Raw genomic sequence first — 23,158 nt, 5'->3', positions numbered from 1 at the left:
TGGGGGGTCACCCTCCTGCGAACGGCGGGAGCACCTCGACCGTGCCGCCCTCGGCAAGCCGTACCGTCTCATGGTCTCGGGTCCCCACGGGATCGCCGTCGACGAGGAACGAGCATCGCCGCAGCACCTGCGCCAGCTCACCGGGGTGCCGCTCGCGCGCCGCGTCGAGCGCTTCGGCCAGGGTGGCGCCGCTGTACGGCTCCTCGGCTGTGCCTGCGGCGGCCTTGGCGGCGGCCCAGTAGCGGATGGTTCCCGCGGGCATGGGTACTCCTCAGTGGTTTACGTCGCGCGGGTCCATGATGCCGGGTACGGAGAGGCGACCGCGCCCCAGCCCGTCACCACAGCGCTGGGGCTCCGGCTTCCTGCTCGACTCGACGGCCCTCCGCCCCCTGCCCGGGCAGCGCCCCCGGAAGCCCGCCGCAGGCGACCCACACCCCCTACCGCATCAACCACTCCCCCACCCGCCCCAGCAGCTCGTCCCCGGCCGCGTTCTCCGCATGGCCCATCCCCGGCTCCACCCAGAGCTCCACGGCCCCTGCCCCGGCCGCCGCGGCCAGCATCCGCGGATGGTCCAGCGGGAAGTAGGGGTCCCGGTCCCCGTGCACGATCAGCAGCGGCGCGGGCGCGATCATCGGCACCGCCTCCACCGGTGACAGCGGGACCGGATCCCAGTCCTCCGTGTGGATCCGGGTCCGCAGCCCGAACCGCCCCACCAGCCGCCCCAGCGGTCGCGTGACCACCCAGTGCAGCCTCCGCATCGGCGCCGTCCCCCGGTAGTACCACCGCGCGGGAGCACTCACCGCGGCCACCGCCTGCACGGACCCGGCTGATCCAGCCCCAGCACCCTCGCCCCCCTCCCCGTACAGCGCCGCATGCCTCAGCACCACCGAGCCGCCCATCGAGAAGCCGACCGTCACCACCCGGCTGTGCCCGAGGCTGCGGGCCCACTCGACCGCCGCCTCCAGATCGAGCACCTCCTTGTCGCCCACCGTCGAGCGCCCGCCCGACCGCCCGTGCCCCCGGAACGAGAAGGTCACCACGGCCGCACGCTGCGCGAACACCCCCGCGGCGCGCCGCACCGCGGGCCGGTCGACCGACCCCGTGAACCCGTGGGCGACCACGATCGCCGTGTCGCCCGGGCCCCCCACGCCCGGCTCGTACAGCGCCTCGACCGGCACCCCGTCCCGGGTACGAAGGATCACCCTCAAGTCGCCCGGAGTGACCAAGGGAACAGAAGCCTTCCGGAAACGCTCTTCTGACGCAGAACTCATGTGGGCTATTCTGGTGCGATCAGGACCTGGGCAAAGTTGCCCCCAGGTCCTTTTGTGCTTTCGGTGGGTTGTATACGAAACCCGCCGGACGCGCAGCAGGCCCCGGGCGCGGGGTATGCGAGAAAAAAAGCAGTGCCACATACGCCCCACTGCCTGAACGGCGTGGGAGGGGCCCCCATCGCAGGGACCGAGGAGGAACCGACGTAATGGGCGAGCGATATATGCACAACCGCATGACGACCACGGCAGGTGGAGCGCGATGAGTTCTCTGCTGCTCCTGACCAACGCCCTCCAGCCGTCGACGGAGGTGCTACCCGCCCTCGGACTTCTGCTGCACAGCGTGCGGGTCGCTCCCGCCGAAGGCCCGGCTCTCATCGACACCCCGGGTGCCGATGTGATTCTCGTGGACGGGCGCCGCGACCTTCCCCAGGTCCGCAGTCTCTGTCAGCTTCTCCGCTCCACGGGGCCCGGCTGTCCGCTGATCCTCGTCGTCACCGAGGGCGGCCTCGCGGCCGTCACGGCCGACTGGGGCGTGGACGACGTACTGCTCGACACCGCGGGCCCGGCCGAGGTCGAGGCGCGGCTGCGGCTCGCGACCGGACGCCAGCAGATCACATCGGACGACTCCCCGACCGAGATCCGGATCGGCGACCTCTCGGTCGACGAGACGACGTACAGCGCGAAGCTCAAGGGCCGGGTCCTGGACCTGACCTTCAAGGAGTTCGAGCTGATCAAGTACCTCGCCCAGCACCCGGGCCGGGTCTTCACCCGTGCACAGCTGCTCCAGGAGGTGTGGGGCTACGACTACTTCGGCGGTACGCGCACGGTCGACGTCCACGTACGGCGGCTGCGCGCCAAGCTCGGCCCCGAGCACGAGTCGCTGATCGGCACCGTCCGTAACGTCGGCTACCGCTTCGTCACCCCCGAGAAGGTGGAGCGCGCGGCCGAAGAAGCCCAGGCCAAGGCCGCCGAACGGACCTCCGGGGCGCTCCCCCGGACGGAGGACAAGGCGGCCGCCCGGGAGCCCGCGGTCCGGCCCGTAAAACGGTAGGTCCAACGGCAGGTCCATCCGCGTAGACTGCCGCGCGTGGCCAAGGTGACGCGGGACGATGTGGCGCGACTGGCGGGGACTTCGACCGCTGTCGTCAGCTATGTCATCAACAACGGACCGAGGCCGGTTGCCCCGGCCACGCGCGAGCGGGTAGTCAACGCGATCAAAGAGCTGGGGTACCGGCCGGACCGGGTGGCGCAGGCCATGGCCTCACGGCGCACCGATCTCATAGGGATGATCGTGCCGGACGCCCGGCAGCCCTTCTTCGCGGAGATGGCGCACGCGGTCGAACAGGCCGCCGCCGAGCGCGGAAAAATGGTGCTCGTCGGCAACTCGGACTACATCGACGAGCGCGAGGTCCACTATCTGCGGGCCTTCCTCGGTATGCGGGTCTCCGGTCTGATCCTGGTCAGCCAGGGCATGAGCGAGCTCGCCGCCGCCGAGATAGAGGCGTGGGACGCCCGCGTGGTGCTGCTGCACGAGCGGCCCGAGGCCATCGACGACGTCGCCGTCGTGACGGACGACATCGGCGGCGCCCAGCTCGCCACCCGACACCTCCTGGAGCACGGCTACGCGTACGTGGCCTGCCTCGGCGGCGTCGAGTCGACGCCCGCTGTCGGCGACCCGGTGGCCGACCACGTCGAGGGCTGGCGGCGCGCCATGCAGGAGTCGGGCCACTCCATCGAGGGCCGGCTCTTCCAGGCTCCGTACAACCGTTACGACGCGTACCAGGTGGCGCTGAAGCTGCTGGCGGGCCCGGACCGGCCCCCGGCGATCTTCTGTTCCACCGACGACCAGGCCATCGGTGTCCTGCGGGCCGCCCGTGAGCTGCGGATCGACGTGCCCACCGAGCTGGCGGTGGCCGGTTTCGACGACGTCAAGGAGGCGGCGCTCACGGACCCGCCGCTCACGACCGTGTACTCGGACCGGCCGGCGATGGCGCGCTCGGCCGTCGATCTCGTACTGGACGACGCGCTGCGGGTCGCGGGGTCGCGGCGGGAGCGGCTGAAGCAGTTCCCTTCGGCGCTCGTCGTACGGCGTTCCTGCGGCTGCGGCTGACACCCGGCCCTGGTCCCTGGCCCTGACGCCCAACACCGCCCGGGTGCGGGCCTGTCGGGCCTTTATATCGGGCATACGGGGTTCTGTCGGGCTTCTCAGCGGGCACTCAGGAAACTCTCATGGTCGGTGGCAAGGCTATGAGACATGACCGAGAACCCGGAGCAGTACCCCAACCCGCAGCAGGACGATGCGTACACGGCCCGGTCCTACCCGCCGCCGCCCGCACACCAGCCGTCAGCGGCCTGGCCGCCGCCGGCTCCGGCCGCCCCGGCGGACCATGTCACATCCAGGCGCGCCAAGCGGCCGGTCGCACTCCTCGCCGCTGTCGCCATCATCGCCGCGGTCGTGGGCGGCGGTTCGGCGGCGCTCGCCGAGTCCCTGATGAACAACAGCGCCAACGGCGGCAATCCCGCGGGCACCGTCAGCGGCACCACCGTCTCGCAGTCGAGCAAGGGCACGGTCTCCGGTGTCGCCCAGGCCGTCTCGCCGAGCATCGTCGAGGTCAAGGCGACCTCCACGGCGGGTCAGTCCACCGGGGCAGGCGTGATCGTCACCGCCGCCGGTGAGATCGTCACGAACAACCACGTCATCTCCGGTGCCGGCTCGGTCAAGGTCTCCCTGAGCGACGGCAAGACGTACACGGCGAAGGTGGTCGGCACCGACCCCGACAAGGACCTGGCACTGATCAAGGTGCAGGGCGCGTCCGGCCTCAAGCCCGCCTCGCTCGGTGACTCGTCCGACGTCGCCGTCGGCGACCAGGTCGTGGCGATCGGCTCCCCCGAGGGCCTGACCGGCACCGTCACCAGCGGCATCATCTCGGCGCTGAACCGCGATGTCACCGTCGCCAAGGAGGGCGGCCAGGGGCAGAGCCAGGACCAGGGTCAGGGACAGGGGCAGTACGGCCAGGGGCAGGGCGGCGGCGACGGGAACTGGCCGTTCCAGTTCGGCGGACGGCAGTTCAACGGCGACACCGGCAACTCCACCACCACGTACAAGGCGCTCCAGACCGACGCCTCACTCAACCCCGGCAACTCCGGCGGTGCGCTGATCAACATGAACGGCGAGATCATCGGCATCAACTCCGCGATGTACTCGGCCAGTTCGCAGAGCAGCGACAGTTCGAGCGACGCCGGGAGCGTGGGCCTCGGCTTCGCCATCCCCATCAACACGGTCAAGGCCGACCTCGCCCACCTGCGCGCGGGCGGCAGCAACAGCAACTAGGCAATGGCCGGCCGGACATTGTCTGGCGCGACCGGCCCGCGTGATCCAGCACCACCCAGCACCACCAGTCGGCGCCGCACCCGCGCCGACGCCACCAGGAGGACCCCGTGACCGCAACTCCGCACGGCACCGCTACCCCCGCCCTCACCCCCACCATCACCGTCACCATCAACCGAGCCAGGCACGCGCTGCTCACCGCGGTCTCCTGGGCGGACCCCGCCGGCCTGGGGCTCCCCCTCGCGCTGGCCCAGTCCCAGGCCGATCAGACCGGGAAGGCGGGGCAGCCAGGGCAGCCGGGGCAGGACGGGAACGCCGATCAGACAGCGGCCCGCGCCCCCGAGGTGCGCGCCTCCACCTCCAAGGGGCGTGCCGCGCGCCGCCGACGGCCGGCCGTGCGAGGCTGAGGGACGCCAGCCCGCGCCCCCAGCGAACCCCAGCGAACCCCAGCGAACGAGGACAGAGAGCCGATGAGCCCCGCCGAGGACGGCCACGACCAGCAGCGCATCCTGATCGTCGACGACGAGCCCGCCGTACGCGAGGCGCTGCGCCGCAGTCTCGCCTTCGAGGGGTACGGGACGGAGGTCGCCGTCGATGGTCTGGACGCGCTGACGAAGGCGGCCCCGTACGAGCCGGATCTCATCGTCCTCGACATCCAGATGCCCCGCATGGACGGCCTGACCGCGGCCCGCAGGCTGCGGGCGTCGGGGTCGACCACCCCGATCCTGATGCTCACCGCCCGTGACACGGTCGGCGACCGGGTGACCGGACTCGACGCGGGCGCCGACGACTACCTGGTGAAGCCGTTCGAACTGGACGAGCTGTTCGCCCGCATCCGCGCACTGCTGCGCCGCAGTTCGTACACGGCGACCGCGGGCGAGGCCCCCGACGGCAACGTGCTGTCCTTCGCCGACCTGCGGATGGACCTCTCGACGCGCGAGGTGGTGCGCGGGGATCGGCGGGTGGAGCTGACCCGTACCGAGTTCACGCTCCTTGAGATGTTCCTGGCCCATCCGCGCCAGGTGCTCACCCGCGAGCAGATCCTCAAGGCGGTGTGGGGCTTCGACTTCGAGCCGTCGTCCAACTCGCTGGACGTGTACGTGATGTACCTCCGCCGCAAGACGGAGGCGGGCGGCGAACCACGGCTGGTGCACACGGTGCGGGGCGTGGGATACGCGCTGCGCACCGGGAGCGCCGAGTGAGTTTCCCCCAGCCCGTGCGCTGGTTCCAGCGGCTTCCGCTGCGCTCCCGGCTGGCGATGCTGACGGCCGCGGCGGTGGCGTTCGCGGTGGCCGTGGTCTCGGTGATCTGCTGGTTCCTGGTGCAGGGGAAGCTGTACGACGAGATCGACTCGAAGCTCAGCGGACAGATCTACACCCAGACCGTCTCCCCCACCACCCTGCGCAACAACCTCAGTGACTGCCGCGCGCCCGCACCGCCCGGCAACTTCGGCCAGCAGACGTCCCCGTACTACGCGCAGCTCGTCCAGTCGGACGGCACCACCTGTGTGCGCGGCGGCGCGGGCACCATCAGGGTCACCGGCAGCGACCGTTCCCTGGCGAAAGCCGGCAACGCCGAGCTGGCCAAGTACCGCAACGGCACCGACTCCGACGGCCACGCCATCCGGATTCTCACGGCACATGTGTTCATCCAGCCCGGGGTGCCCTACCCGGACATCGTGCAGATGGTCGCCTACCCGCTGGCGGACACCCGCAGCACCCTCAGCGAACTGGCCCTGCTACTGCTCGGTGTCTCCGGGGTCGGTGTCATCGGGGCGGGCGCGGCGGGCCTGTGGATCGCGCGGGCCGGGCTCAAACCGGTCGACGAACTGACCGAGGCCGTCGAGCACGTGGCCCGCACGGAGGACCTCACCGTACGCATCCCGGTCGAGGGCGAGGACGAGATCGCCCGGCTCTCCCGGTCCTTCAACTCGATGACCGCCGCACTCGGCGACTCCCGCGACCGTCAGGCGCAGCTCATCGCGGACGCCGGGCACGAGCTGCGCACCCCGCTCACCTCGCTCCGTACCAACATCGAGCTGCTCGCCCGCAGCGAGGAGACCGGCCGGCCCATCCCGCCCGACGACCGCAAGGCCCTGATGGCTTCGGTCAAGGCGCAGATGACCGAACTGGCCGCGCTCATCGGGGACTTGCAGGAGCTGTCCCGCTCGGACGCCACCCATGCGCCGGAGACCCTGAACGTCGTCGCACTGCACGACATCGCGCAGTCGGCCCTGGACCGGGCGCGGCTGCGCGGCCCGGAGCTGACCTTCGCCGTCGACCTCAGGCCCTGGTACGTACAGGCCGAACCGGCCGCGCTGGAACGGGCCGTGATCAACGTCCTGGACAACGCGGTGAAGTTCAGCCCGCCCGGCGGCACCATCGAAGTCGCCCTGGGCGACGGCCTGCTGACGGTACGGGACCAGGGCCCCGGCATTCCGGCCGACGACCTCCCGTACGTCTTCGAGCGGTTCTGGCGGTCGCCGTCGGCCCGCTCCCTTCCCGGCTCGGGGCTCGGACTCTCCATCGTGGCCCGTACGGTCCAGCAGTCCGGCGGCGATATCGCGCTCAACCCGGCGCCGGGCGGCGGCACGGAGGCGGTCATCCGGATCCCGGGCGCCGCGACACCACCGCCGGCTGCGCCGCCCGCGCCGGATGCGCCGCCTTCACAGGAGGTGTGAGGAGTACCGAAGCCAGAGGCGTGAGGCGCTGAGGCGCCGAGGCCCCCGACAACTTTCCCCACCTTGACAAAATATTTTGTCGGCTGGACTCTGGAGTGGTGCTTGACGTCGCTGTTATCGAAGAACCCGCCGCGGCCGAGGCGTCCCTGGACCCGATACGGTCCCGGATCCTCGCCGCCCTGGCCGAGCCCGGCTCGGCCACCATGCTGGCCGTCCGTCTGGGGCTCCCCCGGCAGAAGGTCAACTACCACCTGAAGGAGCTGGAGCGTCACGGGCTGGTCGAGCTCGCCGAGGAGCGGCGCAAGGGCAACGTCACCGAGCGGATCTACGGCGCCACCGCCGCCTCGTACGTGATCTCCCCCAGCGCCCTGGCCGCCGTCAGCCCGGACCCCTCCCGCTCCCCGGACCAGCTCTCCGCCCGCTGGCTGCTGGCCCTGGGGGCCCGGCTGGTCCAGGAGGTCGGCGCCCTGGTCACCGGCGCCTCCCGGGTACGGCAACGGGTCGCCACCTTCGCCATCGACGCGGAGGTGCGGCTCGCCTCGGCGGCCGACCGGACGGCCTTCGCCGACGAACTGACCCAGGCCATGACCGCCCTCGTCAGCCGCTACCACGACGAGTCCGCCCCCCAGGGCCGCAGCCACCGGGTGATCGTCGGCCTGCACCAGATACCCGTCGCGCCCACCGACGCACCGCAGACCCCGGCCGGACCGCGGAGCCCGGCCGCACCCGACGCACCGCAGACCCCGGCCGCCCCGCGCCGGCCGCAGACCGGGTGGGGGACACCAGAGCACGGACCCCAGGCGCAACAGGAGAACCCGCGATGACGCATCCCTTTGAGATCGAGCAGGAGACGACCCTGCCGGCGAGCCCCGAAGAGGTCTGGGAGGCGATCGCCACCGGGCCGGGGATCGACTCCTGGTTCATGGGGCGCAACGAGGTCGAGCCTCGCGAGGGCGGCGCGGTGAGCATGGAGACCGGCGGCCACCAGCAGGAGGCGACGGTCATCGCGTACGAACCCGGCAAACGCTTCGCCACGCGCACGGCCACCGCCGAGGACGGCCGCTTCATGGCCTTCGAGTACCTGATCGAGGGGCGGGCCGGCGGCAGTACCGTGCTCCGCGTCGTCCACAGCGGCCTGCTCGGTGACGACTGGCAGGACGAGTACGACGCGCTGCGCAGGGGCTGGCCCTTCCACCTCCACACGCTCCGCGAATACCTGGCCCGCTTCCCGGGACGTCGCGGCGCCCCCGTCTTCGCCATGGCGCTCTCGGGCGGGCAGGTCTCGCCGCAGGTACGGGCGGCCCTCAGCCGTGGACTGTCGCTGCCGAGTCCGGCCGCCGTGGGCGCCCGGGCACACGCGGAGCCGGCCGGCCTGCCGCCGGTGGACGGCGAAGTGACCTGGTCGGACGATGAGCACATCGAGGTCCGGGCCGCGGACGGGCTCTACACCTTCCACCACTCCCCCGGCGTGGTGCTGATGTTCCACCACCTCTTCGGCCCGCACACCGGCGGCGCCGAGGACGCCTGGCAGCAGTGGCTCACCAGCATCCTCGCCTGACCCTGGCGCACCCGAAAGAGACGCCGCCCAGCCCCTCAACATGCACCACACGCACCACACCCACCAAGTCAGGAAACCCTCATGCGCACGGTGATCAGCACCGCCTTCATCTCACTCGACGGCGTAGTCGAGGCGCCGGGCGGCGAACCCGGTTACCGCAACTCCGGATGGACCTTCAAGGACGTCGACTTCGTTCCTGAGGCATTCGAGATCAAGGGGCGGGAACAGGAGGAGGCCACCGCGATCCTGATGGGCCGCGTCAGCTACGAAGCCTTCAGCCCCGTCTGGCCGGACATGGCCGAGTTCGCGCACTACAAGTCGGTGCCGAAGTACGTCGTCTCGACCACCCTCACCGACGACCGGCTCGTCCCCAACTGGGGCGAGACCACCATCCTGCGTTCCCTGGACGACGTCGCCGCCCTCAAGCAGACCGAAGGCGGCCCGATCATCGTCCACGGCAGCGCCCAGCTGAACCACGGCCTCTCGGACGCGGGCCTCATCGACCGCTACCACCTGCTCGTCTTCCCGCTGCTGCTCGGCGCCGGCAAGCGCCTGTTCAGCGCCACGGACAAGGACACCCAGAAGCTGAAGCTGGTCGAGTACGAGGCCTACTCCAACGGCCTCCAGAAGAACGTCTTCGACGTGGTCCACTGACACTGCCGACGCCGGCCCTGTGCCCATCCCGGCGCCCACCGTCTTCAGGGCTCGGTGCTACTTGCCCAGGTGCAGGCCGGAACCCGCCAGGTCCGCCCTGATCCCGTCCTTCTTCACCACCACATGGCGCAGGCTGATGTCTCCGGGGGCCTTGGGCAGCTTGAAGGAGAGCGAGAACTGACTGGAGAGCTCCGGCGGACGCAGACTCATCACGGCGGCGATCAGCTTGGGGTCGATGCCCGCCTTCTGCAGCAGCCAGGGGTGGGCCACGACCTCGTCGACCAGGTTGACCTGCATCAGCTGGTGCGCGAAGCGCGGTGTGCCGGTCAGTTCGTGCAGCTGGTCGTCGCTCTGCAGCGCCTGCTGTACGCGCTTCTGCGGTACGCCGATCCGCTGGACGATGGACGGCACGGAGAGCAGCGCCCTGATGTGGTTCTCCTCGCGGGCGATCCGGGCCGCCGCTGCGGGGGCGAGCCGGAGCCCGGAGTGCGCGCGGTCCCTGCCGGGCGTGTACGTCGCGATGCCGGGCACTTCGATCCGCATGTGGTCGACCGTCGTGGAGACCGCCCGGCCGCCGTCCCGCTGGACGTGTGCCTTGGCCTGGACCCGCACCTCCGTACCCGCCACGGGCAGCCCGCCCCGCACATTGATCGAGTCGTGCCCCTGGTCGGTGAACTTGACCTGCGAGGCGCCGAGTTCGCGGTTCATGTCCGCGAACGAGAGGAAGACGTCGCCGTCCATCCGGCCGACCACGGCGCCCTTGATGGAGCTGGGGAGGTCTCCGTTGATCCGGATGTCCTTGGCGGTGGCGTGCACCTCCGCGAGCGAGACCCGGTCGGCCGGAACGTCGGGTACGGACACGTCGACCCGGTCCAGGTGCTTGTCGAGAACCTGGGTGAGGAACGGGAAGCCGTGGATGTCGACCTCCGGCCTGGTCACCAGGTGCATCGACTGCTGGAGCTTCTCGGCGGCCTTGTTCTGCGCGTACAGCTCGGCGAACCGGTCGGCGAGGAAGAGGAATCCGGTGCAGACCAGCGCCGCGACGGCGACCTTCACCACGGTGGACACGGCGGCGAACCGGCTCCGGGCGCGGTGGTTGGGCGGCGACCAGTTGTCATCGGGGTCGTCACGGCTCTCGCCGACGACACCTTCGGCTTCGTCGTGCTCGGACTTCAACCCGAGCCCGAGGGGGTCGCGCTCCTCGTGGCCGTACGGCTCGAAACCCGGCTCCGGGTCGCGGAGTTGCGCCAGCTCTTCGTAGGGATTGCGCGGATGCGGGGGTATGCGTGTGGGGGGTCGCATCGGCTCATCCCACCACGTGTGCGCCCCCCGAACGCAAGTCGTACCGGTGGTAGCCCCCTGCTTTGCACCCTTTGTCGGCCAAACGCCGGTTGCTAGGCCGGTCACAGCCCGAAGCGGGGCCGACCAGGAAAATCTGGCCGACCCCGCTTCATGACGGAGCACGGTGAGCCAGGGGCGGCGGCGGCCTTTTGCAGCACCAGATGCCGTCACCCATATATTGGCTCCCGCATTCGCATTCCTGCCCCAGCTCAAAAGACTGCCGGGAAACCGACTCACCTTCTCATGCACGGCCGGAAGCGGCTTACGGCCGACTACCAGCGGTACCAGCGGCCTCGCTTTCCGCCGGACGCCGCAGGGCGGATGAGGAAGCCCAGCAGCCACACGACCAGCACGATGGCGGCGATCCACCACAGTGCCTTTACAGCGAACCCCACACCGAAAAGGAGCAGGGCGAGCAGAAGAACGAGAAGAATAGGAACCATCTTTATCAACCTCCGAAGCACCGAGTGCCCCGGCCTCATCCCTTCATTCCCCCGATCCCTGGAAAGTTTCCTGACAGCGACTGTCCGACAACTGCCACCCCCCTCCCCACTGGGCGAACGCCTGTGGAACTTCAGCCGGGGTTTGAATGGAACTCCTGCGGAAAGGCGCTGTGCTGGCACTGTTTCCGACTAGGTCAGGAGTGATTGATCGTGGCTGCGGACGAGAAGGCCCAGGCCAGGGGCGAGCGGGTCGAGGGAAAGATCAAGAAGACGGCCGGCGATGCGGTGGGCAACGAGTCGCTCCAGGCCGAGGGCCGGGCCGAAGAGACCCAGGGTGACGTGCGCAAGGCCAAGGAAGCCATCAAGGACGTGTTCAAGGACAAGTAGCACCCAAGGACACGTAGCGCCCCGAACCGGGGCGAGGCGACCCCGCCCAGGTGAGGCCCCAGCAACTGCCCGGCGATACCCGCGTCTTCGAACGCCTTCGTCAACCACACCGACGAACCGGGCAGGCTGGGCGCCGTCCCGGTCCTTTACTCCGGGACCCCGCCCTGGCGTCACTCTGCGTTGGCATTGGCGGCGAGCGTCCGAGCCGCTTCGATCACTGTCGCGCGACGGCGGGCGAAGGTGGCCTGGTCGGTCTCCTCGTCCAGGGCCATACGGGCCATCCTGGGCACCGCGAAGTTCCAGGCGATCAGCCCCATGGTGGTGAACAACAGGTCCTGGGCGGCGCCGACCCGTGCGTCCTCGGGAAGGTGGCGGGCCACGCCCCCCTCCACGAGACTGCGAGCCTTTTCGCGGAAACCGTCACGGCGTTCCCGCTCGGTCTCGTCGGATTCGCCGCCCCCTTCCAGCGCCTCCCACAGCAGCAACCTGATCAGCTCCGGGTGCTCCTGGTACCAGTCGAAGAGCTGCCCGACCGAGTCGGCCACCGCGTCGGGACCGACGGAGACGGAGACGCGGACCTTCGCTCGCAACCGGGGCTGGACTCCGACGACGCGATCACCACCGCCGGATCGACCGCTCCCCTCGGCCGCTTCGGCACCGCCGAGGAAGCAGCCGCCTCGGCCCTCTTCCTCATGGCCAACAACTACGTCACTGGCCAGATCATCACCGTCGACGGCGGCGAGACCCTCGCCTGACCCGAACGGGCCGGCCCACCTCAGTACGGCCCGCATGTGCCGCCCAGGACGGGGATCAGCGCCCCGCCGTCGACACGGAATTCCAGGTACGGGCGTACGGACCACTCGGTCCACCGGCCCCGGTGACTCAACGAGAACCCGCACGGTTCCCCGCGGTGCAGTGCGCCGATCGCGCCGACACAACCACCACCATCCACCCAACTCAGCGCGCGGTGGCGCTCGATGGACGGAAGGGCGTGCGCCAGCTCGCGTACCTCCGCACGGATGCGGCGGATCGCCTCGGCCGGGGAGGTTGCGGCGTAACGCGCTACGTCCCCCACGTCGTCGGCGTCCATCGTGCGGTACGTGATCCGCTCGCACCAGAAGGCGCGGGTGGGGTGCGGGACACGCATGATGGGGCCTCCTGACGCGACGTCGGGGCCGCCCCCTGCCCACTGCCGGCGTGACGAGCTGTAGGTAGCGAGGCGGCCCCTTCTTGGCCCCCCAAGCGGCGCAGTTTGAGGGGCAGTTGCGGCGCCGAGGCGTGAACGTTCCTCAACGAACGCCCGGTTGGCGCCACACCAGGAAGCTAGCGGTTGCGACCACCGCGTATCAAGAGTTTGACGTCTAACGAGTGAGACCCATCCCCCGGACGAGTGTTACGCAACGAAACGGGCGGTCCCCACCTGCGCCGATAGGAGACCGCCCGAAGCCGGAGTGGGCCGAATCAGGCCAGGTCGTCGAACTCGCCCTCCTTGGCGCCTCCGAGGAAGGCACGCAACTTGGCCCGACTGGTCCTAACGATCACGCCAGGGTTGTCGCTCTCACGCAACAGGATCTCGTCCCCCTGCTCGGCGAGTTCGAGACAGTTGTTCCCCTCCGGACCCGACGACTTCGAGGACTTGCGCCACTGGATTTCCATTGGTTCTCACGCCTTCATACTTGTTGTGCGATTCTTCGGATGAAGTCCCGGGAACTCTCCGGATCGAGCGAACGCTCCTCGGTCCGGTCGAGCACTGCTCGATAGTTCACGAGACGAGTCTCGGCATCCAGAAATGCAGGCCCGGTCGCAGTGTCCATCTGGACGGTGTCCAGCTGCGGGACGGAGCCGTAGACGTATTGTGTCGAACCGCCGGTCTCCGGGACACCGCCCGCCGCGAAGGGGATCACCCGAATGGTGATGTTGTCCCGGTCCGACTCCTTGAGCAGGTGGTTAAGTTGGCCACGGGCCACGTTCGGGCCGCCGTACGTCATCCGGAGAGCAGCCTCGTGAATGAGGAACGTGCAGGCAGGCGGATCTTCACGGTCGAGCACATCTCGGCGCTTCAGCCGATGTGACAGTAGCCGTCGTTGGCGCGCTGGGCTCGGCGGCGGCACGACTTCCCCGAACACAGCACGGGCGTAGTCCTCGTTCTGGAGCAGGCCAGGCATGAACATGATCTGCACCGAGCGGATACCGATCGCATGATGCTCCATCTCGGCCAGGTCCAGCGCGCCGCTGGAGAAGTCGCCGCGATAGTCCTCCCACCAGCCGCTTATGCGCTCGGCTGCCATGTCGGCGAGAGCATCGATATACGCCGCATCAGGGCACTCGTACTGGCCGGCCCAGGTCCGCACCCGTTCACTGCTGACTCCGAATCGACCTGATTCCGTGTTGCTGATCGCGGTGCGGTCCGTACTGAGCAGCGCTGCGGCCTGAGCCAGTGACAAACCGGCATGCTCACGCATCTTCCGCAGCTCAGTGCCCAGACGACGCTGCCGCGCCGTGGGTGCCTTCCTCGATGGCATCGACTCTCCTTTTGTCGGGACCCAGTGTGGCCCGTGCCCATTCGTCAGTCCACCTCGTTGAGCGAATGAGTCCACTCGGTCACACTAATTAGCCTCGTGCGCTAACGTCATCACCGACGTCGGCAAGCCCGAAGTGCAGCTGCTTCAGCGCGCGTTGAGACCTGCGCGCCGATCCGGCCATCGCCACGGACAACGAGCGGCGCACCCGTTTCGGATCGCATCACGTAGGGAGAACCACATGGCCCCGGCCCCACCACGCCGCCCACAGGGCGGCGAGTTCTACCGCATCGCCCTGCCCAGCACCGCCAACGCACCCCGCATCGCGCGGGACTTCGTCACCTCGCTGCTCACCGTCAGCCGCCACCGTGACCTGGCCGACGACGCGCGGCTCTGCGTCGCGGAGGTGGTCAGCAACGCCCACCGCCACACCCGTACGCCCCGGATTCAGCTCTGCGCGACCGTCAACCGCAAGCAGGTCACCGTCTCCGTCGCGGACAACGCGCCCTGGTTCCTTCCCGTACTCACCACTCCACCTGCCGGAGATCAACTGGAGTGCGGACGCGGTCTGTTACTGGTCGACAGGCTCGCGCTCGCCTGGGGATGGACCCTCCTGGGCGGCTGCACCCCGGACCGTAAGGCCGTCTGGTTCACGCTCGCCAGGGTCGGGGCCGACGAGCCCCGATAGGCGCCCGCAACACTCCGCACCTGCACTTTTCACGGGCGCGTTCCGGCGCAACGCTCCGGCGCGGCGGGTCTCCAACGCGCCGCCTTCCGTAGCTCGTTGGAGTGGAAGCGCTGAGCCGATCTTCTGCTCGGAGAAGTCGGTCTGTATACCTATGGCTACGCAGGGTTACTTATTCAAGTGGCCCGTCAGCGCCAAGGAGTACCTGGTGAAATTCCGTAATTCTCTGTGCGTCGCGGCCGTATCGGCAACGCTGATCCTGGGTGCGGGAAGTGCCTTCGCGGCTCCAGCCCTCACCACGAGCCAGGCCGGGGCGGCCAAGGTCGCAGCCGCGCGTCCCACCAGTGACACCATCATCCGGCCGCGCGCGCAGATCTGTAAGAACGGCGCGTGGACGTCGGGCAACGGCCGGACCATCCTCCGTATGCAGGAGGACGGCAACTTCGTTCTCTACAAGGACGGTCACCCGGTCTGGCAGGCGCCCCACACCTGGTCGCACGGGAACTGCGCGGTGTTCCAGGAGGACGGCAACTTCGTCGTCTACAACTCCACGGGTCAGCCCGTATGGGCGTCCGGCACCTGGCACAAGGGCGGCTACCTGGCCATCCAGGACGACGGCAACGTCGTCATCTACAACAACGCCCACCGCCCCGTGTGGGCGACCAACACGGGTGACTGACCTGACAGTTCCCGACCTGGGGAACTGAAAGCTGACAGCCGAAAAGAAGAGGGGCGGCGAGCCGTTAGGGCCCGTCGGGTCTCCGCCCCGCCAACCGCACACCAAGAACTGAGCGCCGGGACGCCGGCTCCTCGCCGACACCACCCAGACCAAGATCCACACGTTGCTCACTTTAAGTAGCCGGGCCGGTACCTTCGGTGACGCGACGGCCATGTGGACGGCCGTACTTCCCGGAAGGACCTCTGCATCCATGCGACGTGTCACCAAGATCGGCCTGTTTGCCTCGGCCCTGATGCTCACCCTCACCGGTGCCGCCACCGGCACCGCCACCGCCCAGCCGGACACCGCCACCCGCGCCGCAGCGGGCGACACCGCCTACTTCGAGGTGGCCAGCGACCATAACAACCGCGACACCTGGGTCATCAAACTGACCAAGCCGGAAGAGATCCAGCACGCCCGTGACCTCGCGAGCGGGTCGACGACCGAGAGGCCCCATATCCTCGGGCGGATCGACAAGCGGCCCGCGCCGTACAACCCGCGCTGGAGCTACAACCTCCGACCGGAGACCATCAGCTTCTTCGACTACGCCATCGAGGTCTGCGACGCGCACCCCGCGTACGTCGAGGACCACCTGGACGAGGCGGGCGGGGCGTTCCTCCCGGGCCTGGTCTGGTGCCCCTGGTCCTCGCACATCACGAAGGAAATCCCCGCGCCCTGACCTCACTCTCCGCCATAGGCCGCGGCCCCCGTCCGCCGAGCAGGCGAGCGGGGCCGCGGCCTGTGTCGTGCCGGCCGTACCGGGCGCTACTTGACGACCGTGATCCGGTCCGCCGTCGGCGTCGGGATCGGCGTGGACGCCGAGGAGTTCGCCGCCAGATAGGCGTTGAACACATCCAGGTCGGACGCACCGACCAGCTTGTTCGTACCCTGGCCCAGGGCCGCGAAGCCGTCGCCACCGCCCGCGAGGAACTCGTTCATCGCGACACGGTAGGTCGCGGCCGGGTCGATGGCCGTGCCGTTCAGCTCGACCGTGTTCGCGACCACGCGGTCCGCGCCAGACTTCGTCAGGTCGAGGGTGTACGTCAGGCCCTTCGACACCTGAAGGATCTTCGGGGAGGCCGCGTTACCCCCACTGACCTGCTGCTGGAGCGCGGTCAGGAGCTGCGCGCCGGTCAGATCAACCACGTTCATCATGTTGGTGAACGGCTGCACGGTGAACGCCTCGCCGTACGTCACCACCCCGTCGCCCTCACTGCCGCTCGCCTTGTACACCAGGTCGGACCTGATGCCGCCCGGGTTCATCAGGGCCAGCTGGGCGCCGCCCTTGTCGGCCGGGGAGAGGCCCGCGAGCTGCGCGTCGGCGATCAGATCGCCGAGCCGGGTCTCCGGGGAGGTGTCACCGCGCCCGTTGATGTCGGCGGAGATGAAGCCCTGCGGCTTGTTGGCGACCGGAGCGGCCAGCGTGTTCCAGCGGTTGATCAGCGAGGTGATGTCCGGCGCCTTGGGCTGGTCGCGGCTGACGATGTGGTTGACGGGCCGCACGCCGGTACCGGTCATGCCGTGCCCGCCGGCCGTCTTGGCGGCCGTCCGCACGATGTCGCGGGTCTTCAGGTCGTACGTGAGGGTGCTGTCCGTGTACAGGCGCCCGAAGGACGCGGCCGACGTCACCATGCGCGGGTTGCCCGCGGGGTCCGGGATGTCACACACGTACGACTGGTGGGTGTGGCCCGTGACCAGCGCGTCCACCTTCGGCGAGATGCCCTTGGCGATGTCGACGATGGGGCCCGAGATGCCGTCGCCGGCGCCGGGTGAGTCGCAGTCGTAGTTGTACGAACTGCTCGCGGGCATACCGCCCTCGTGGATCAGGGCCACGATGGACTTGACGCCCTGGCGGTCCAGTTCCTTGGCGTACTTGTTGACCGTCTCGATCTCGTCGTGGAACTTGAGGCCCTTGACGCCGTTCGCGGTGACGACGTTGGGCGTGCCCTCCAGCGTCACGCCGATGAAGCCGATCCTGACGCCGTTCTTCTTCCAGACCGTGTACGGCTTGAGGATCGGCTTGCCGGTCTTCTCGCTGGTCACATTGGCGGCCAGATAGGGGAAGTCGGCGCCCTGGAACTTCTTGCCCTTCTCATAACAGCCGTCGGTCGGGTGACAGCCGCCGTTCTGCATCCGGGCCAGCTCGGTCGCGCCCTCGTCGAACTCGTGGTTGCCGACGGAGGTGACGTCGAGCTTGATGTCGTTGAGCGCCTCGATGGTCGGCTCGTCGTGGAAGAGCCCCGAGAGCATCGGGCTGGCGCCGATCATGTCGCCGCCCGCCGCGGTGACCGAGTACGGATGACCCTTACGGGCGGCCCGCAGCGAACTCGCCAGATACTCCGCGCCCCCGGCGGGTACCGACTTCACGGTGCCGTCGGGCTGCGTCTCGGCCACGGTCCCCGACGAACCGGCCGGCGGCTCCAGATTCCCGTGCAGGTCGTTGAAGGACAGCATCTGCACATCGACGGTGGGGTCGGGCCTGGAGTGGCCCGAACCGTGCTGCGCGTGACCGCCGTTCGCGGGACCGCCGTGACTCTGCGCCTGGGCCGGCATGGCGGCAACCAGTGCGCCGACAGTCACGAACCCGGCAGCGGCGACAAGAACCCGCCGGGTCGGCCGGGTCGCCCGGTCGCTCCGACGGCGGAGGGTTCTGTGAGGTTTGGCTGACATTCGTCCCCTTGTGAGTTCTGTGTGAAGGGCGAGGGGTGACGATCGGCAGCCTAGAGTCAACGCGCGTAGCGCAACAGGGGGTTACGGTCAGGGGCTGAGAAATTTACGGGCCGGGAGACCCGTCAGCCTGCGGGCGTGCCGATCTGGTCGCGTTCGAGCACGGAGCGCAGCGTCGAGAGTGCCTGCGCGACGGCCGACACCGAGGAACTGTCGAGAGCGCCTCCGATCAGGTCGGCCACTCCATCGGTGAAGGTCTTCTCCGCCGCATCAACAAGCCGTGAGCCGTCGTCGGTGAGGGCCAGCAGTGAGGACCGGCGATCGGACGGGTTCGGCTGCCGGACGGCCCATCCCTTCTTCTCCAGACGGTCGACGGTCTTACTGGCCGCCCCGATGCCGATGGCGAACTCGGCCGCGAGGTCCGCCACCCGGGACCCCGGATGGTCGCGCAGGTGGCGCAGGGCCTCGAACTGCGAGGTGACGATCCCGTGCAGCTCGCGGAGACGGTCGTTGAGGGCGTTGTACAGACGCGTCTCGCACCGGACCAGGTCGGCGAAGAAGCCCGGGAGGTCGACCGTCTCACCGCTTGCTTTGGCTGTCACGGCGGATAGCCTACATTAAATGCCACGGCATATAGTGCGCTGGAATGTACCTCGGAAGGCACCCGGATCCACTGACGGCAGGAGAAGAAGATGAGCAGGGAACAGCGCGCGCAAGTCGACGCGATGCTGCGGCAGCCGCGACCTGAGGGCCCCGGGACGGTCGAGGAGATCCGAGCCGGATTCAAGGCGCTGATGGCGCAGATGATCGTGCCCGACGGCATCCGCACCGCGCAGACGACTCTCGGTAACCGACCCGCCCTGCGTGTCGAGCCGGACAACGGGCCGCGCGCGGGGACGATCCTGTACCTCCACGGCGGCGGCTGGGTGTACGGCTCCCCCGAAAGCGCGCTGTCGCTGACGGGACACCTCGTGGCCAAGACCGGCTTCGGGGCGTACTCGCTGGACTACCGGCTTGCCCCCGAGCACCCGTTCCCGGCCGCGATCGAAGACACGCTGAGTGCCTACCGCGCCCTCCTCGACAGCGGTCAGTCCCCTTCGACCATCGTGTTCGCCGGCGAATCGGCCGGCGGCGGCCTGACCGTAACGACCTGCCTGGCCGCCCGCGACGCGGGCCTGCCGCTGCCCGCCGCCCTCGTGACGTTCTCCCCGGGCCTCGACGCCACCCGCACGGGCGAGAGCATGGACACCAAGGAAGGCATCGACCCGATCTTCACCCGCGAGTCCGTGGCACACACCGGAGCGATGTACCTCGCCGGGCAGAACCCGCGCCAGCCCCTGCTCAGCCCAGCCGTCCTCGCCGACCTGACCGGCTTCCCCCCGATGCTCGTCCAGGTGGGCACCAACGAGATCCTGCTGGACGACTCCACACGGCTGGCCGCGCGTGCGAGGGCAGCCGGAGTGGACGTCATCCTGGACATCACCGCCGACGTGCCGCACGTGTTCCAGTCGTTCGCGGGCGTCCTGGACGAGGCCGACGAGGCACTGGACCGCGCGTCCTTCTTCCTCAGCCAGCGCATCCGCGCCGGGGGCGCGGCGCACACGTCAACGGGGCAGCTCGCGTAGGTACGCCTCCAGCTCGGCGGCCCCCGTCAGCATCGCCCGCCCGCGGGCTGACAGCCGGCCGCGCCAGTCGCCCAGTGCGGCCTCCAGCGGCTCCAGCCCACCGGCCGCCCGCACTTGGGCGATCAGCGGGGCGATCTGCTCCAACGGGTATCCGCCCCGCCTGAGTTGGTGGGCCAGCCGGGCGTCCCGTACGTCGGCCTCGTCGTAGACGCGGTACCCGGTCAGCGGATCACGGCGCGGGCCCACCAGGCCGGCGCGCTCCCATTTGCGCAGCGTCGCGGGCCGGATGCCGAGCTTCCCTGCCAGCGGCCCGATGAAAGTGGCGCCGGGCCCGGCCACCGCGACCGGATCGGATACCGCGGCGGGCCCGGACGCCGTGGTCGTCTCCAGGTCACGAAGGGCGTTCTCCACGGCCTGGAGGGTCCGCCGGTCGTCGAGGAGCTGGGCGTGGCTCTCGTCGATGAGACGGAATGCCTCATCGACCGCGCCCTCGTTCATGGCCCGCATGATCGACGTCGCCGTCCGGTGACCGTGGCCGGGCACCAGGGCGAGGAACGCGCGCAGAGCTCCCGCGTGCAGCGAGGTATAGGTGCGGTAGCCGTGGGGTGTGCGACCGGCGGCCGGAAGGATGCCGGCCTCCTCGTAGTTCCTGATCGCCTGCGTGGACAGACCGTGCCCGCGCGCCAGATCAACCGGCCTGAGCCGATCGCTTGTTTGAAGGTTTCGCACCATGGCCCGGAGGATACCGGGAGATTGTTCAGAAAGGTTTCAACCGAGGGTTCAACGATACCGTCGAAGGCATGGTTACTGACATCAAGGGCACCGCCCATGCCGTCGAGGCCGCCGCCCTCGTGAGGCTGCTCCCGGCCCGGCCCCGGCTGCTCGCCCTGGGCGAGCCCACCCACCGCGAAGACGCTCTGCTCGACCTGCGCAACGAGCTCTTCCGGCAGCTCGTCGAGGAGGAGGGCTACCGGACGATCGCGATCGAGAGCGACTGCATGATGGGCCTGGTCGTCGACGACTACGTCACCTCGGGCAGGGGCACCCTCGACGAAGCCATGGAACGCGGAATCAGCCACGGCTGGGGCGCATCGGCGGCCAACCGCGAACTCGTCCACTGGATGCGCGCCTCCAACGTCCGTTCCGAGAACGACGGCCGGCCCGCGTCCGAGCGGCTCCACTTCGCCGGCTTCGACGGCCCGCTGGAGATCACCCACGCCGCGAGCCCCCGGCAGGCCCTCACCGCACTCCACGGCTACCTCGCGGCCCGGGTGGACGCGGACCTGCTCTGCTGCACCGCGGAAACGCTCGACCGCCTGCTCGGCGCCGACGACCGGTGGACCAATCCCGCCGCGATGATGGACCCGGCCCGGTCCGTGGGGCAGTCGGCCGAGGCCAGGGAGCTGCGGCTGCTCGCCGACGACCTGGTGGCGCTGCTCAACGAGCAGACGCCACAGCTGATCACGGCGACCTCGCGGGAGGACTGGGACCGGGCGCGCCTGTACGGGCGCACCGCGACCGGTCTGCTGCGCTACCACTACTGGATGGCCGACACCTCACCGAGCCGTATGACGCGGCTGTTGGGCCTGCGGGACCAGATGATGGCCGACAACCTCCTCGCCGTCGCCGCCCAGGGCCCGGCACTGGCCCACGCCCACAACGGCCATCTCCAGCGGCCCAAGAGCACGATGCGGATGGGCGGTCAGCCGCTGGAGTGGTGGAGCGCCGGCGCACTCGTGAGCACCCACTTGGGCGAGGAGTACGCCTTCGTAGCCACTGCCCTCGGCACCATCCGGCACCAGGGCGTCAACGTCCCGCCACCGGACACCGTCGAAGGGCTCCTGTACGCGCTCCCGGACGACCGCTACGTCGTCGACGCGCGCCGCCTGGCCACCGCCCTCGGCGACATACGGCCCGCGCCCCGCGTGTCCCCCTGGTTCGGCTACTCCCCATTCGACCCTGCCCATCTGACGGACAGCGACGGCATCGTGTTCGTCAAGGACGTCCCGCAGAACCAGGCATTTTCGTGTTGAGGGGTGCGTCGGCCTCACAAAATGTCGCCACGCTCTCCCTCGTGAGCGGGTACGCGGACGGCGACCTCCGCTGGTTTGTCGCTGTCGAGAGGCACCGGTTCACCCGTTCGGTGGATTGATTTCAGCAGGAACGTCACAGCACCCGGGGCAACCGAAAACCTGTCCAGATGAACGACGACACGGCCAGGGGCGTTGTGCCCGCTCAGGCCTCCGCTCTCCCGCCCGGCTTCTTCGACTTGGTGCACGATCTCAAGGCGATCGTGCGTGGCGCCCATGTCCGCGCCCAGCTGAAGGTCAACACGGAGATGCTCCTCATGTACTGGGAGATCGGCCGGACGATCCTGGCCCGGCAACAGGACGAGAAGTGGGGCACGAAGGTCATCGAGCGCATCTCGGCCGAGCTGCGCACCGAGTTTCCGAACCAGCGGGGGTTCAGTACGCGCAACCTCCAGTACATGCAGCAGCTGGCTCGAACATGGCTCGAACAATTTGCGCAGCAAGCTGCTGCGCAATTGCCATGGGGGCACCTCCAGCTCCTGATGGACAAGTGCGAAACCCGCTTCGAGCTGGACTTCTACGCCCAGCACGCCGTCCACCACGGCTGGTCCCGCGACCATCTCGGCTCGATGATCCACACCGCACTGCACCGTGCCAAAGGCGCCGCCGCCAATAACTTCGACGTCAGCCTGCCCGAGAGTTCCGACGCGGTGAAGGAGGTCTTCAAGGATCCCTACCGGCTCGACTTCACCGAACTGACCGGACGCCCGGCAGAGCGCGATCTGGAGGACGCGCTCGTCGCCCATCTGGTCCGGTTCCTGACGGAACTCGGCGTCGGCTTCGCGTTCGTGGGGCGCCAGTACCCCGTGATGGTGGGTGACACCGAGTTCCGTATCGACCTGCTCTTCTACCACTGCAAGCTGCACTGCTACGTGGTGCTGGAGCTCAAGACCCGGAAGGCTCACCCGGAGCACTTCGGACAGCTCGGCTTCTATGTGTCGGTGGTCGACGACCTGGTCCGCGACAAAGATGCCGACGGCCCTACCCTCGGCATCCTCATCGCCGAGAGCCGGGACCGCTCCATGGTCGAGTACGCACTGCGCGGATACAGCAAACCCCTGGCAGTCAGCACCTACGCCGGACTGCCGGAGCACGTACAGGGGCTGCTGCCCAGCGCGGAGGACCTCTCCCGCATCGCGGACGACGTCCTGCGCAAGCCGTCCGGCGGCGCCTGACCACCATCACCGGGTCC

28 protein-coding genes are annotated in these 23,158 nt (G+C 69.2%); 17 read left to right on the top strand and 11 right to left on the bottom strand.

What is annotated here, in order from left to right; all coding sequences use genetic code 11:
* Positions 1-7: 7 nt before the first annotated feature.
* On the bottom strand, positions 8-262 hold the full coding sequence (locus OG452_RS18575) for a MoaD/ThiS family protein (protein ID WP_327296689.1): 255 nt from the start codon (positions 260-262) through the stop codon (positions 8-10).
* 175 nt (positions 263-437) lie between these two features.
* Positions 438-1,271: an alpha/beta hydrolase gene (locus OG452_RS18570; protein ID WP_327296688.1), complete on the bottom strand. Its 834-nt coding sequence runs from the start codon at positions 1,269-1,271 to the stop codon at positions 438-440.
* 259 nt (positions 1,272-1,530) lie between these two features.
* Here OG452_RS18570 and OG452_RS18565 point away from each other — a divergent pair, with 259 nt between their 5' ends.
* From OG452_RS18565 to OG452_RS18525, 9 genes are all read left to right on the top strand, one after another.
* On the top strand, positions 1,531-2,322 hold the full coding sequence (locus OG452_RS18565) for a response regulator transcription factor (protein ID WP_327296687.1): 792 nt from the start codon (positions 1,531-1,533) through the stop codon (positions 2,320-2,322).
* Between the two features lie 36 nt (positions 2,323-2,358).
* Positions 2,359-3,381 (top strand): LacI family DNA-binding transcriptional regulator, encoded by a 1,023-nt coding sequence (locus OG452_RS18560; protein ID WP_327296686.1) that lies wholly within the window; start codon positions 2,359-2,361, stop codon positions 3,379-3,381.
* A gap of 144 nt (positions 3,382-3,525) precedes the next feature.
* Entirely contained in the window at positions 3,526-4,602 is a 1,077-nt protein-coding gene (locus OG452_RS18555; RefSeq protein ID WP_327296685.1) for a S1C family serine protease, read from the top strand.
* Positions 4,603-4,709: 107 nt separating this feature from the next.
* A complete protein-coding gene (locus OG452_RS18550) occupies positions 4,710-5,006 on the top strand; it encodes a hypothetical protein (protein WP_327296684.1) in 297 nt (98 codons plus the stop codon).
* Positions 5,007-5,069: 63 nt separating this feature from the next.
* Entirely contained in the window at positions 5,070-5,801 is a 732-nt protein-coding gene (locus tag OG452_RS18545; RefSeq protein ID WP_327296683.1) for a response regulator transcription factor, read from the top strand.
* Positions 5,802-5,857: 56 nt separating this feature from the next.
* A complete protein-coding gene (locus OG452_RS18540; protein ID WP_327299686.1) occupies positions 5,858-7,279 on the top strand; it encodes a sensor histidine kinase in 1,422 nt (473 codons plus the stop codon).
* 98 nt (positions 7,280-7,377) lie between these two features.
* Positions 7,378-8,103 (top strand): helix-turn-helix domain-containing protein, encoded by a 726-nt coding sequence (locus OG452_RS18535; protein ID WP_327296682.1) that lies wholly within the window; start codon positions 7,378-7,380, stop codon positions 8,101-8,103.
* On the top strand, positions 8,100-8,837 hold the full coding sequence (locus OG452_RS18530) for an SRPBCC family protein (protein WP_327296681.1): 738 nt from the start codon (positions 8,100-8,102) through the stop codon (positions 8,835-8,837). The genes OG452_RS18535 and OG452_RS18530 overlap by 4 nt, the downstream gene beginning before the upstream one ends.
* Before the next feature lie 81 nt (positions 8,838-8,918).
* Complete coding sequence (locus OG452_RS18525) at positions 8,919-9,491, top strand: dihydrofolate reductase family protein (protein ID WP_327296680.1); 573 nt, start codon at positions 8,919-8,921, stop codon at positions 9,489-9,491.
* A gap of 57 nt (positions 9,492-9,548) precedes the next feature.
* Here the strand turns inward: OG452_RS18525 and OG452_RS18520 are convergent, their stop codons facing one another.
* Both OG452_RS18520 and OG452_RS18515 read right to left on the bottom strand, forming a co-directional pair.
* Positions 9,549-10,793, bottom strand: coding sequence for an LmeA family phospholipid-binding protein (locus tag OG452_RS18520; RefSeq protein WP_327296679.1), 1,245 nt, complete (start codon positions 10,791-10,793; stop codon positions 9,549-9,551).
* Between the two features lie 311 nt (positions 10,794-11,104).
* Entirely contained in the window at positions 11,105-11,275 is a 171-nt protein-coding gene (locus OG452_RS18515; protein WP_327296678.1) for a hydrophobic protein, read from the bottom strand.
* A gap of 210 nt (positions 11,276-11,485) precedes the next feature.
* Here OG452_RS18515 and OG452_RS18510 point away from each other — a divergent pair, with 210 nt between their 5' ends.
* Entirely contained in the window at positions 11,486-11,662 is a 177-nt protein-coding gene (locus OG452_RS18510; RefSeq protein ID WP_327296677.1) for a CsbD family protein, read from the top strand.
* 170 nt (positions 11,663-11,832) lie between these two features.
* Here the strand turns inward: OG452_RS18510 and OG452_RS18505 are convergent, their stop codons facing one another.
* Complete coding sequence (locus OG452_RS18505) at positions 11,833-12,147, bottom strand: hypothetical protein (RefSeq protein WP_327296676.1); 315 nt, start codon at positions 12,145-12,147, stop codon at positions 11,833-11,835.
* A gap of 15 nt (positions 12,148-12,162) precedes the next feature.
* Between OG452_RS18505 and OG452_RS18500 the strand changes: the two genes are divergently transcribed.
* A complete protein-coding gene (locus OG452_RS18500) occupies positions 12,163-12,417 on the top strand; it encodes an SDR family oxidoreductase (RefSeq protein WP_327296675.1) in 255 nt (84 codons plus the stop codon).
* A 20-nt stretch (positions 12,418-12,437) separates the two neighbouring features.
* On the opposite strand, the gene OG452_RS18495 is transcribed toward OG452_RS18500, so the two are convergent.
* The 3 genes from OG452_RS18495 to OG452_RS18485 form a co-directional block, all read right to left on the bottom strand.
* Positions 12,438-12,809 (bottom strand): hypothetical protein, encoded by a 372-nt coding sequence (locus tag OG452_RS18495; protein ID WP_327296674.1) that lies wholly within the window; start codon positions 12,807-12,809, stop codon positions 12,438-12,440.
* Positions 12,810-13,123: 314 nt separating this feature from the next.
* The gene (locus OG452_RS18490) at positions 13,124-13,318 is read right to left on the bottom strand and encodes a DUF397 domain-containing protein (protein ID WP_327296673.1); all 195 of its coding nucleotides are present in this window, start codon (positions 13,316-13,318) and stop codon (positions 13,124-13,126) included.
* 14 nt (positions 13,319-13,332) lie between these two features.
* A complete protein-coding gene (locus OG452_RS18485) occupies positions 13,333-14,184 on the bottom strand; it encodes a DUF5753 domain-containing protein (protein ID WP_327296672.1) in 852 nt (283 codons plus the stop codon).
* Between the two features lie 238 nt (positions 14,185-14,422).
* Here OG452_RS18485 and OG452_RS18480 point away from each other — a divergent pair, with 238 nt between their 5' ends.
* From OG452_RS18480 to OG452_RS18470, 3 genes are all read left to right on the top strand, one after another.
* A complete protein-coding gene (locus OG452_RS18480) occupies positions 14,423-14,869 on the top strand; it encodes an ATP-binding protein (RefSeq protein WP_327296671.1) in 447 nt (148 codons plus the stop codon).
* A 205-nt stretch (positions 14,870-15,074) separates the two neighbouring features.
* Complete coding sequence (locus tag OG452_RS18475; protein ID WP_327296670.1) at positions 15,075-15,545, top strand: hypothetical protein; 471 nt, start codon at positions 15,075-15,077, stop codon at positions 15,543-15,545.
* 250 nt (positions 15,546-15,795) lie between these two features.
* The gene (locus OG452_RS18470) at positions 15,796-16,263 is read left to right on the top strand and encodes a BP74-related protein (RefSeq protein WP_327296669.1); all 468 of its coding nucleotides are present in this window, start codon (positions 15,796-15,798) and stop codon (positions 16,261-16,263) included.
* An 86-nt stretch (positions 16,264-16,349) separates the two neighbouring features.
* Here OG452_RS18470 and OG452_RS18465 read toward each other — a convergent pair whose 3' ends face one another.
* Entirely contained in the window at positions 16,350-18,254 is a 1,905-nt protein-coding gene (locus OG452_RS18465; RefSeq protein ID WP_327296668.1) for a bifunctional metallophosphatase/5'-nucleotidase, read from the bottom strand.
* A 122-nt stretch (positions 18,255-18,376) separates the two neighbouring features.
* A complete protein-coding gene (locus OG452_RS18460) occupies positions 18,377-18,853 on the bottom strand; it encodes a MarR family winged helix-turn-helix transcriptional regulator (RefSeq protein WP_327296667.1) in 477 nt (158 codons plus the stop codon).
* A 90-nt stretch (positions 18,854-18,943) separates the two neighbouring features.
* On the opposite strand from OG452_RS18460, the gene OG452_RS18455 reads away from it, so the two are divergent.
* On the top strand, positions 18,944-19,876 hold the full coding sequence (locus OG452_RS18455; protein ID WP_327296666.1) for an alpha/beta hydrolase: 933 nt from the start codon (positions 18,944-18,946) through the stop codon (positions 19,874-19,876).
* Here OG452_RS18455 and OG452_RS18450 read toward each other — a convergent pair.
* The gene (locus OG452_RS18450; protein WP_327296665.1) at positions 19,856-20,608 is read right to left on the bottom strand and encodes a TioE family transcriptional regulator; all 753 of its coding nucleotides are present in this window, start codon (positions 20,606-20,608) and stop codon (positions 19,856-19,858) included. The two genes, OG452_RS18455 and OG452_RS18450, sit on opposite strands and share 21 nt — an antisense overlap.
* 68 nt (positions 20,609-20,676) lie before the next feature.
* On the opposite strand from OG452_RS18450, the gene OG452_RS18445 reads away from it, so the two are divergent.
* Together OG452_RS18445 and OG452_RS18440 are read left to right on the top strand one after the other, a co-directional pair.
* On the top strand, positions 20,677-21,909 hold the full coding sequence (locus OG452_RS18445) for an erythromycin esterase family protein (RefSeq protein WP_327296664.1): 1,233 nt from the start codon (positions 20,677-20,679) through the stop codon (positions 21,907-21,909).
* 167 nt (positions 21,910-22,076) lie between these two features.
* Entirely contained in the window at positions 22,077-23,141 is a 1,065-nt protein-coding gene (locus OG452_RS18440; protein ID WP_327296663.1) for a PDDEXK nuclease domain-containing protein, read from the top strand.
* The last annotated feature ends 17 nt before the right edge of the window (positions 23,142-23,158 follow it).

It is taken from the genome of Streptomyces sp. NBC_01197 (assembly GCF_036010505.1).
Lineage (GTDB): Bacteria > Actinomycetota > Actinomycetes > Streptomycetales > Streptomycetaceae > Streptomyces.
The sequence above is the reverse complement of the archived record's forward strand: the minus strand, read 5'-3'. Positions and strand labels throughout refer to the sequence as shown.

What these genes read in the sequence shown, in the direction of transcription:
- OG452_RS18575 (WP_327296689.1), bottom strand. Translation starts at nt 262, where the DNA reads ATGCCCGCGGGAACCATCCGCTACTGGGCCGCCGCCAAGGCCGCCGCA.
- OG452_RS18570 (WP_327296688.1), bottom strand. Translation starts at nt 1,271, where the DNA reads ATGAGTTCTGCGTCAGAAGAGCGTTTCCGGAAGGCTTCTGTTCCCTTG.
- OG452_RS18565 (WP_327296687.1), top strand. Translation starts at nt 1,531, where the DNA reads ATGAGTTCTCTGCTGCTCCTGACCAACGCCCTCCAGCCGTCGACGGAG.
- OG452_RS18555 (WP_327296685.1), top strand. Translation starts at nt 3,526, where the DNA reads ATGACCGAGAACCCGGAGCAGTACCCCAACCCGCAGCAGGACGATGCG.
- OG452_RS18545 (WP_327296683.1), top strand. Translation starts at nt 5,070, where the DNA reads ATGAGCCCCGCCGAGGACGGCCACGACCAGCAGCGCATCCTGATCGTC.
- OG452_RS18540 (WP_327299686.1), top strand. Translation starts at nt 5,858, where the DNA reads ATGCTGACGGCCGCGGCGGTGGCGTTCGCGGTGGCCGTGGTCTCGGTG.
- OG452_RS18530 (WP_327296681.1), top strand. Translation starts at nt 8,100, where the DNA reads ATGACGCATCCCTTTGAGATCGAGCAGGAGACGACCCTGCCGGCGAGC.
- OG452_RS18525 (WP_327296680.1), top strand. Translation starts at nt 8,919, where the DNA reads ATGCGCACGGTGATCAGCACCGCCTTCATCTCACTCGACGGCGTAGTC.
- OG452_RS18520 (WP_327296679.1), bottom strand. Translation starts at nt 10,793, where the DNA reads ATGCGACCCCCCACACGCATACCCCCGCATCCGCGCAATCCCTACGAA.
- OG452_RS18515 (WP_327296678.1), bottom strand. Translation starts at nt 11,275, where the DNA reads ATGGTTCCTATTCTTCTCGTTCTTCTGCTCGCCCTGCTCCTTTTCGGT.
- OG452_RS18495 (WP_327296674.1), bottom strand. Translation starts at nt 12,809, where the DNA reads ATGCGTGTCCCGCACCCCACCCGCGCCTTCTGGTGCGAGCGGATCACG.
- OG452_RS18490 (WP_327296673.1), bottom strand. Translation starts at nt 13,318, where the DNA reads ATGGAAATCCAGTGGCGCAAGTCCTCGAAGTCGTCGGGTCCGGAGGGG.
- OG452_RS18485 (WP_327296672.1), bottom strand. Translation starts at nt 14,184, where the DNA reads ATGCCATCGAGGAAGGCACCCACGGCGCGGCAGCGTCGTCTGGGCACT.
- OG452_RS18480 (WP_327296671.1), top strand. Translation starts at nt 14,423, where the DNA reads ATGGCCCCGGCCCCACCACGCCGCCCACAGGGCGGCGAGTTCTACCGC.
- OG452_RS18470 (WP_327296669.1), top strand. Translation starts at nt 15,796, where the DNA reads ATGCGACGTGTCACCAAGATCGGCCTGTTTGCCTCGGCCCTGATGCTC.
- OG452_RS18465 (WP_327296668.1), bottom strand. Translation starts at nt 18,254, where the DNA reads ATGTCAGCCAAACCTCACAGAACCCTCCGCCGTCGGAGCGACCGGGCG.
- OG452_RS18455 (WP_327296666.1), top strand. Translation starts at nt 18,944, where the DNA reads ATGAGCAGGGAACAGCGCGCGCAAGTCGACGCGATGCTGCGGCAGCCG.
- OG452_RS18450 (WP_327296665.1), bottom strand. Translation starts at nt 20,608, where the DNA reads ATGGTGCGAAACCTTCAAACAAGCGATCGGCTCAGGCCGGTTGATCTG.
- OG452_RS18445 (WP_327296664.1), top strand. Translation starts at nt 20,677, where the DNA reads ATGGTTACTGACATCAAGGGCACCGCCCATGCCGTCGAGGCCGCCGCC.
- OG452_RS18440 (WP_327296663.1), top strand. Translation starts at nt 22,077, where the DNA reads ATGAACGACGACACGGCCAGGGGCGTTGTGCCCGCTCAGGCCTCCGCT.